The sequence below is a fragment of the Burkholderia sp. lig30 genome (assembly GCF_000687455.2).
Taxonomy (GTDB): domain Bacteria; phylum Pseudomonadota; class Gammaproteobacteria; order Burkholderiales; family Burkholderiaceae; genus Burkholderia.
In genome coordinates this window covers 20,708-28,051 of sequence record NZ_JGVW01000046.1, presented here as the reverse complement: position 1 = coordinate 28,051, position 7,344 = coordinate 20,708, and the positions used below count along the sequence as shown (strand labels likewise).

The window sequence follows — 7,344 nt, the reverse complement described above, 5'->3', positions numbered from 1 at the left end:
TCTGACGGTCTGACGGTCTGATGGATGGGCTGTCTGGCGGATAGGCGGTCTGGCGGATGGGCCAGACGAGCAAACGGGGGAAAGCGGGAGAAGACAGACGAGCGGGGAAACGCGACGCGATACGCCAGCGCGGAGCCAATGCAAAAATAAAAAGCGCTGTTGGATTTCGTCCAACAGCGCTTTTCCGGGCCGGGCACTGAGTGCCTCGATTGTCTCCTCGTTCTCCACCTGCAAATTCGTTTCGCGGTGCATCAGAACTAGGACGAAGATTAAAGAACCTCTCGTCTGACCACAACTAGCATTTACCCCTATGGTGCATCGCCGCACGGAAATGGGGCAGCTAACGGGCACGCGGCGCCGGATGCGATCCGCCCCGAAACGCCCGGTCGCGCAAGCCGATGCTGCATCGCAGCACTCCGTCATGAAGCCCGTAGCGGCTTGATCCGCGCGACCATCTCGCCGACGATCCCGCGCCGGAACGCGAGCACGCATGCGATGAAGATCAGCCCCGTCACGATGGTCGCCGATTCGCCGAGCGAGTGGAACCAGCCGATGCCCGTCAGCGACGCCAGCGATTCGCCGATGTCGCCGAGGCGATCCTCGAGCGCGACGATCAGCGCCGCGCCGAGCAGCGGGCCGAACAGCGTGCCCATCCCGCCCACCAGCGTCATCAGCACGACGAGGCCGGACATCGTCCAGTACGCGTCGCTCAGGGTCTCGAAGCCGAGCACCAGCACCTTGAGCGAGCCGGCCAGCCCGGCGAGCCCCGCCGACAGGATGAACGCGAGCAGCTTGAAGCGGTCGGTATCGTAGCCGAGCGAGATCGCGCGCGCCTCGTTCTCCTTGATCGCGATCAGCACCTGGCCGAACGGCGAATGGACGACCCGCACGATGAACACGCACGCGGCCACCACCACGGCGACCACCACGTAGTAGAGCGCGAGATCCGACGACAGGTCGAGCACGCCGAACAGCTTGCCGCGCGGCACGCCCTGCAGGCCATCCTCGCCATGCGTGAACGGCGCCTGCAGGTAGATGAAGTAGACCATCTGCGCGAACGCGAGCGTGATCATCGCGAAATAGATCCCCTGCCTGCGGATCGCGAACAGCCCGACGACGAGCCCGAGCAGCGTCGCCGCGGCCGTGCCCGCGAGCACGCCGAGCTCGGGCGTCAAGCCGTGCGTCTGCAGCGCGTAGCCCGTCAGGTAGCCCGCCGTCGCGAGAAACATCGCGTGGCCGAACGACAGCAGCCCGGTATAGCCGATCAGCAGGTTGAACGCCGCGGCAAACAGCGCGAAGCTCAGCACCTTCATCACGAACACCGGATAGGCGCCGGCGAACGGCGCGACGAGCAGCGCGGCAAGCAGCAGCCCGTAAAGCACTTTTCTCTGCATCATTTTTCCTTGCCGAAGAGGCCCGCCGGGCGGATCAGCAGCACGATCGCCATGATGACGAACACCACCGTCGCCGACGCTTCCGGATAGAACACGCGCGTGAAGCCTTCGATCACGCCGAGCATCAGGCCCGTGACGATCGAGCCGAGGATCGAGCCCATCCCGCCGATCACGACCACCGCGAACACCGTGATGATCATCGGCTGGCCCATCAGCGGCGACACCTGGATCACCGGCGCGGCCAGCACGCCGGCGAACGCGGCGAGCGCGACGCCGAAGCCGTAGGTGAGCGTGATCATCATCGGCACGTTCACCCCGAACGCCTCGACGAGCTTCGGATTCTCGGTGCCGGCGCGCAGGTACGCGCCGAGCCGGGTCTTCTCGATCACGAACCACGTCGCGAGGCACACCGCGAGCGATGCGACGACAACCCACGCGCGGTAGTTCGGCAGGAACATGAAGCCGAGATTGGTCGCGCCCGCGAGCTGCGACGGCACGTCGTAAGGCTGCCCGGACGCGCCGTAGACCGACCGGAACACGCCCTCGACGACGAGCGTGAGGCCGAACGTCAGCAGCAGGCCGTACAGGTGATCGAGCTTGTACAGCCAGCGCAGCATCGAGCGCTCGATCGCCACGCCGAACACGCCGACGACGAGCGGCGCGATCACGAGCATCGCCCAGTACGGCAGCCCGAAATACGACAGCCCCATCCACGCGAGCATCGCGCCCAGCATGAACAGCGCGCCGTGCGCGAAGTTGATCACGTTGAGCAGGCCGAAGATCACCGCGAGCCCGAGGCTCAGGATGGCGTAGAACGAGCCGTTCACGAGCCCGAGCAACAGCTGGCTCAGCATCGCCGGCAACGGAATGCCAAAGATTTCCATCGAATCTGCCGTCAGAGTGAAATGGGTTGTACGCACAACCTGCTTGCGCGGCGGACGCGGGCTGCGGCGACGCCGCACCGCCCTGCCCCGCCCGCCGCCGCGGCGCGCATGACGCGCGCACGCCGCCGTGCCGCGCTCACTTCCACATCGCGCAGCGCGACTCCTGCTTCGTCGTGAACGCCTGTTCGCCCGGAATCGTCGCGAGCACCTTGTAGTAGTCCCACGGCTCCTTCGATTCGGACGGCTTCTTCACTTCCATCAGATACATGTCGTGAATCATGCTGCCGTCGGCGCGGACGTAGCCCTTCGCGTAGAAGTCATCGATCTTCGCCTTCTTGAGCTGCGCCATCACCTTGTCGGAATCCGTCGTGCCGGCCGCCTGCACCGCCTTCAGGTAGGTCGTCACCGACGAATAGTCGGCCGCCTGCAGGCTCGACGGCATCTTCCGCATCTTGCCGAAGTAGCGCTGCGCCCACTGGCGCGACGCGGCGTCGCGGTTCCAGTACCAGCTGTCGGTCAGCACGAGGCCCTGCGTCGTGTCGAGCCCGAGGCTGTGCACGTCGTTGATGAACATCAGCAGCGCCGCCAGCTTCATCGTCTTCGTGATGCCGAATTCCTTCGCCGCCTTGATCGCGTTGATCGTGTCGCCGCCTGCGTTTGCGAGGCCGAGGATCTGCGCCTTCGACGACTGCGCCTGCAGCAGGAACGACGAGAAGTCCGACGCGGACAGCGGATGCCGCACGTAGCCGAGCACCTGCCCGCCGTTCGCCTTCACGACGTCCGACGTGTTCTTCTCGAGCGCCTTGCCGAACGCATAGTCGGCGGTCAGGAAGAACCACGACTTGCCGCCCTGCTTCACCACCGCCGAGCCGGTGCCCTTCGCGAGCGCCATCGTGTCGTACGCGTAGTGCACCGTGTACGGCGTGCACTGCTCGTTGGTCAGCGTGTCGGCGCCCGCGCCGATGTTGATGTAGACCTTCTTCTTCTCGGCCGCGACCTGGTTCATCGCCAGCGCCGTGCCCGAGTTCGTGCCGCCGACGAGCAGGTCGAGCCCGCCACGATCCATCCACTCGCGCGCCTTCGACGCCGCGATATCGGCCTTGTTCTGGTGATCCGCATACACCACCTCGATCGGCTTGCCGAGCACCTTGCCGCCGAAATCCGCGACCGCCATGCGGATCGCCTCGAGGCCGCCCTGGCCGTCGATGTCCGCATAAAGCCCCGACATGTCGGTGACGAAACCGATCTTCACGGTATCCGCGGCCTGCGCGGCGCCGGCCGTGAGCGCGGCGCTCGCGAGCGCGAGACAGGCGTGTGCGAGGATCTTCTTCTTCATTGACGTCTCCTGGTTTTTCACTGCGTTGTGGTTATTGCGGCCGCCACGGCAAGCGGCCGGGGGGCGTCAGACGCCGAGCAGGTCGTGCAGCACGGGCATCTTGCTTTCGAGTTCGCCGGCGCCGAAGTGCTCGACGATCCGGCCGTGCTCCATCACGTAGAACCGGTCGGCAAGCGGGGCGGCGAAGCGGAAGTTCTGTTCGACCATCACGATCGTGTAGCCGCGCGCCTTCAGCGCGACGATCATCCTCGCGAGGGTCTGCACGATCACCGGCGCGAGGCCCTCGGAAATCTCGTCGAGCAGCAGCAGGTTGGCGCCGGTGCGCAGGATGCGCGCCACCGCGAGCATCTGCTGCTCGCCGCCCGACAGGCGGGTGCCCTGGCTCTGACGGCGCGACGCCAGGTTCGGGAACATCGTGTAAATCTCGTCGAGCGACATCGCATTCGCGCGCGGCCCGATCATCGGCGGCAGCAGCAGGTTTTCCTCGCACGACAGGCTCGAGAAGATGCCGCGCTCTTCCGGGCAATAGCCGACGCCGTAATGCGCGATGCGATGCGTCGAGAGACCGATCGTCTCCTGCCCGGCGATCCGGATCGAGCCGCTGCGGCGGCCGGTCAGGCCCATGATCGCGCGCAGCGTCGTCGTGCGGCCCGCGCCGTTGCGGCCGAGCAGCGTCACGACCTCGCCGCGGTGCACGGTCAGGTCGACGCCGTGCAGAATGTGGGATTCGCCGTACCAGGCCTCGAGGCCCGTGATCGCCAGCGCGGGCGTGCCGCTTTCGACACCACTCAATTCGCGTTCCTCCCGTTCGCTGTGCTTCATGCGTGCGCCCCCGCGAGCGCCGCGTCGGCGCTGCCCATGTACGCTTCGATGACCAGCGGATTCTTCGACACCTCCGCATACGAGCCTTCGGCGAGCACCTCGCCGCGCTGCAGGACGGTGATCGTGTCGGAGATGCCCGCGATCACGTTCATGTTGTGCTCGACCATCAGGATCGTGCGGCCGTTCGCGACCTTCTTGATCAGCGCGGTCACGCGATCGACGTCCTCGTGGCCCATGCCCTGCGTCGGTTCGTCGAGCAGCATCAGCTCCGGCTCCATCGCGAGCGTCGTCGCGATCTCGAGCGCACGCTTGCGGCCGTATGCCAGTTCGACCGTCGGCACGTGCGCGAAGTCGGTCAGCCCGACCTGCGTGAGCAGATCCATTGCGCGGTCGTCGAGCACCTTCAGCGAGCGCTCGCTGCGCCAGAAATGGAACTCGGTGCCGAGCGCGCGCTGCAGGCCGATGCGCACGTTCTGCAACGCGCTCAGGTGCGGAAACACCGCGGAGATCTGGAACGAACGGATGATGCCGCGGCGCGCGATCTGCGCGGGCCGCTCGTCGGTGATGTCGATGCCGTTGAAGACGATCTGGCCGGCCGTCGGCGTCAGGAATTTGGTCAGCAGATTGAAGCAGGTCGTCTTGCCCGCGCCGTTCGGGCCGATCAACGCATGGATCGAACCGCGCCGCACGCGCAGGTTCACGCCGTTCACCGCGGTGAAGCCCTTGAACTCTTTTGTCAGTCCGCGTGTTTCGAGAATCGTGTCGCCGAGAATCATGTTCCCTTCCGTACGAAGTCAGGCGAAGCACTGAGAGGATTCGCGCCAGCGGCCGCGAAAATTTCAGCGGATGAACCGGCTGCCCCCGGCGCGCTGTCGCGCAGCGCCGGCGATCTCCGGCACCCGCGCGCATTCACACTGCGGAACATTGTCGCGCCCTTGGTGCAGTGCAATCATCGGGATTTGCACTTATAGGGCAGCCCGCCATATCAATCGGATCGAACTGCGGTTTTACACAATATTCCTGTCACATGCGCGAGCCGCTGCGGCACGGCCCGTAACGGCGCCGCCGCTTGCCGATTCGATTAATGCGCGATAACGCGGCAAAAACCCGGCGAGTATCATGCAATGTGTATGTCGCGCGATATTCGATATGGAATCCGGCGTATTTGACGCGCCGCACATCCCGTAAATGATTAATACGATCTGCATGTTTATGCCGGCCCGGCAAACAGACTGGCGAACGGGGGCGTGGAGGTGCGCGCCGCACGCCGATCCGCGCGGATCAGGTCGCTTGCGCGCTCCGCGATCATGATCGTCGGCGAGTTGGTGTTGCCCGACGTGATGAACGGCATCACCGACGCATCGACCACGCGCAGCCCGGCCACGCCGCGCACGCGCAGGCGGCTGTCGACCACCGCGCCGGGATCGTCGGCGCGCCCCATCCGGCAGGTGCCGACCGGATGAAAGATCGTCGTGCCCACCGCCGCCGCCGCATCCGCCAGCTCCGCTTCGCTCTGGTAGCGCGCCCCCGGCAGGATCTCCTCGGGGCGGTAACGCGCGAGCGCCTGCGCGGACGCGATCCGGCGCGTCAGGCGCAGCGCGTTCGCGGCGACATGACGGTCGTCGTCGGTCGACAGATAGTTCGGCGCGATCGCGGGCGCGACGCCGGGATCGGCATTCGTGACATGGATGCTGCCGCGCGACGACGGACGCAGGTGACAGACCGACGCGGTGAACGCGTTGAAGCGGTGCAGCGGCTCGCCGAAGCGGTCGAGCGACAACGGCTGCACGTGATATTCGAGATCGGGGCGCGTGATCCGCGGATCATGCGGATCGGATTTCGCGAATGCGCCGAGCTGCGACGGCGCCATCGACATCGGCCCGCGCTGCAGCAGCGCATATTCGGCGCCGATCGCCAGCTTGCCCCACCAGTGCGCGGACAGCGTGTTCAGCGTACGCACGCCCTGCACGCGAAACGCCATCCGCAACTGCAGGTGATCCTGCAGGTTCTCGCCGACGCCGCGCAGATCGTGCACGACGCCGATGCCGAGCGCCTGCAGCCGTGCGCCGTCGCCGATGCCGGACAGCTCGAGCAATTGCGGCGAATTGACCGCGCCCGACGTGAGCAGCACCTCGGCGCGCGCACGCGCGACGAAGTCCGTGCCGCCGCCGCGATAGTCGACCCCGCACGCGCGTTTGCCGTCGAAGATCACGCGCTGCGCGTGCGCGCCGGTGACGACGGTGAGATTGGGCCGCGACAGCGCCGGACGCAGAAACGCCTTCGACGCATTCCAGCGCACGCCGCGCTTCTGGTTCACCTCGAAATAGCCGACACCCGTGTTGTCGCCGCGATTGAAATCGTCGGTCGCCGGAATGCCGGTCTGCTGCGCGGCCTGAGCGAACGCTTCAAGGATGTCCCAGCGCAGCCGCTGTTTCTCGACGCGCCAGCAGCCGCCCGCGCCGTGCGCGTCGCTCGCACCCGCGTGGTGGTCCTCGCTGCGCTTGAAAAGCGGCAGCACGCTGTCCCACGACCAGCCGGCGTCGCCCGTTTCGCGCGCCCAGTTGTCGTAGTCCTCGCGCTGGCCGCGCATGTAGATCATCCCGTTGATCGACGACGAGCCGCCGAGCACGCGGCCGCGCGGATACGCGAGCGCGCGGCCGTTCAGGCCCGCTTGCGGCTGCGTCTTGTAGAGCCAGTCGGTGCGCGGATTGCCGATGCAGTACAGATAGCCGACCGGGATATGGATCCAGTGGTAATCGTCCTTGCCGCCCGCCTCGAGCAGCAGCACGCTCACGTCCGGATCTTCGGTCAGGCGGTTCGCCAGCACGCAGCCGGCCGTGCCCGCGCCGACGATCACGTAATCGAATTCCCCTTCCAGCGTTCGTTGAACGTTCACGTTCTGTCTCCT

The 7,344-nt window shown here is 66.1% G+C and carries 6 protein-coding genes; all 6 read right to left on the bottom strand.

Annotated features, from left to right (window positions below; translation table 11 throughout):
- Nucleotides 1-419: 419 nt before the first annotated feature.
- Nucleotides 420-1,394 (bottom strand): branched-chain amino acid ABC transporter permease, encoded by a 975-nt coding sequence (locus LIG30_RS02570; RefSeq protein WP_038709404.1) that lies wholly within the window; start codon nucleotides 1,392-1,394, stop codon nucleotides 420-422.
- On the bottom strand, nucleotides 1,394-2,278 hold the full coding sequence (locus LIG30_RS02565) for a branched-chain amino acid ABC transporter permease (RefSeq protein WP_038709399.1): 885 nt from the start codon (nucleotides 2,276-2,278) through the stop codon (nucleotides 1,394-1,396). Before LIG30_RS02565 ends, LIG30_RS02570 begins: the two co-directional genes overlap by 1 nt.
- Nucleotides 2,279-2,414: 136 nt before the next feature.
- A complete protein-coding gene (locus tag LIG30_RS02560; RefSeq protein WP_038709397.1) occupies nucleotides 2,415-3,614 on the bottom strand; it encodes an ABC transporter substrate-binding protein in 1,200 nt (399 codons plus the stop codon).
- A 66-nt stretch (nucleotides 3,615-3,680) separates the two neighbouring features.
- Nucleotides 3,681-4,436: an ABC transporter ATP-binding protein gene (locus LIG30_RS02555; protein ID WP_038709396.1), complete on the bottom strand. Its 756-nt coding sequence runs from the start codon at nucleotides 4,434-4,436 to the stop codon at nucleotides 3,681-3,683.
- On the bottom strand, nucleotides 4,433-5,212 hold the full coding sequence (locus LIG30_RS02550) for an ABC transporter ATP-binding protein (RefSeq protein ID WP_038709395.1): 780 nt from the start codon (nucleotides 5,210-5,212) through the stop codon (nucleotides 4,433-4,435). The genes LIG30_RS02555 and LIG30_RS02550 overlap by 4 nt, the downstream gene beginning before the upstream one ends.
- 434 nt (nucleotides 5,213-5,646) lie before the next feature.
- On the bottom strand, nucleotides 5,647-7,332 hold the full coding sequence (locus LIG30_RS02545; protein ID WP_038709393.1) for a GMC family oxidoreductase: 1,686 nt from the start codon (nucleotides 7,330-7,332) through the stop codon (nucleotides 5,647-5,649).
- Nucleotides 7,333-7,344: the final 12 nt, after the last annotated feature.

Excerpts from the sequence above, each read along its gene's own strand:
- LIG30_RS02570 (WP_038709404.1), bottom strand. The coding sequence starts at position 1,394 with ATGCAGAGAAAAGTGCTTTACGGGCTGCTGCTTGCCGCGCTGCTCGTC.
- LIG30_RS02565 (WP_038709399.1), bottom strand. The coding sequence starts at position 2,278 with ATGGAAATCTTTGGCATTCCGTTGCCGGCGATGCTGAGCCAGCTGTTG.
- LIG30_RS02560 (WP_038709397.1), bottom strand. The coding sequence starts at position 3,614 with ATGAAGAAGAAGATCCTCGCACACGCCTGTCTCGCGCTCGCGAGCGCC.
- LIG30_RS02555 (WP_038709396.1), bottom strand. The coding sequence starts at position 4,436 with ATGAAGCACAGCGAACGGGAGGAACGCGAATTGAGTGGTGTCGAAAGC.
- LIG30_RS02550 (WP_038709395.1), bottom strand. The coding sequence starts at position 5,212 with ATGATTCTCGGCGACACGATTCTCGAAACACGCGGACTGACAAAAGAG.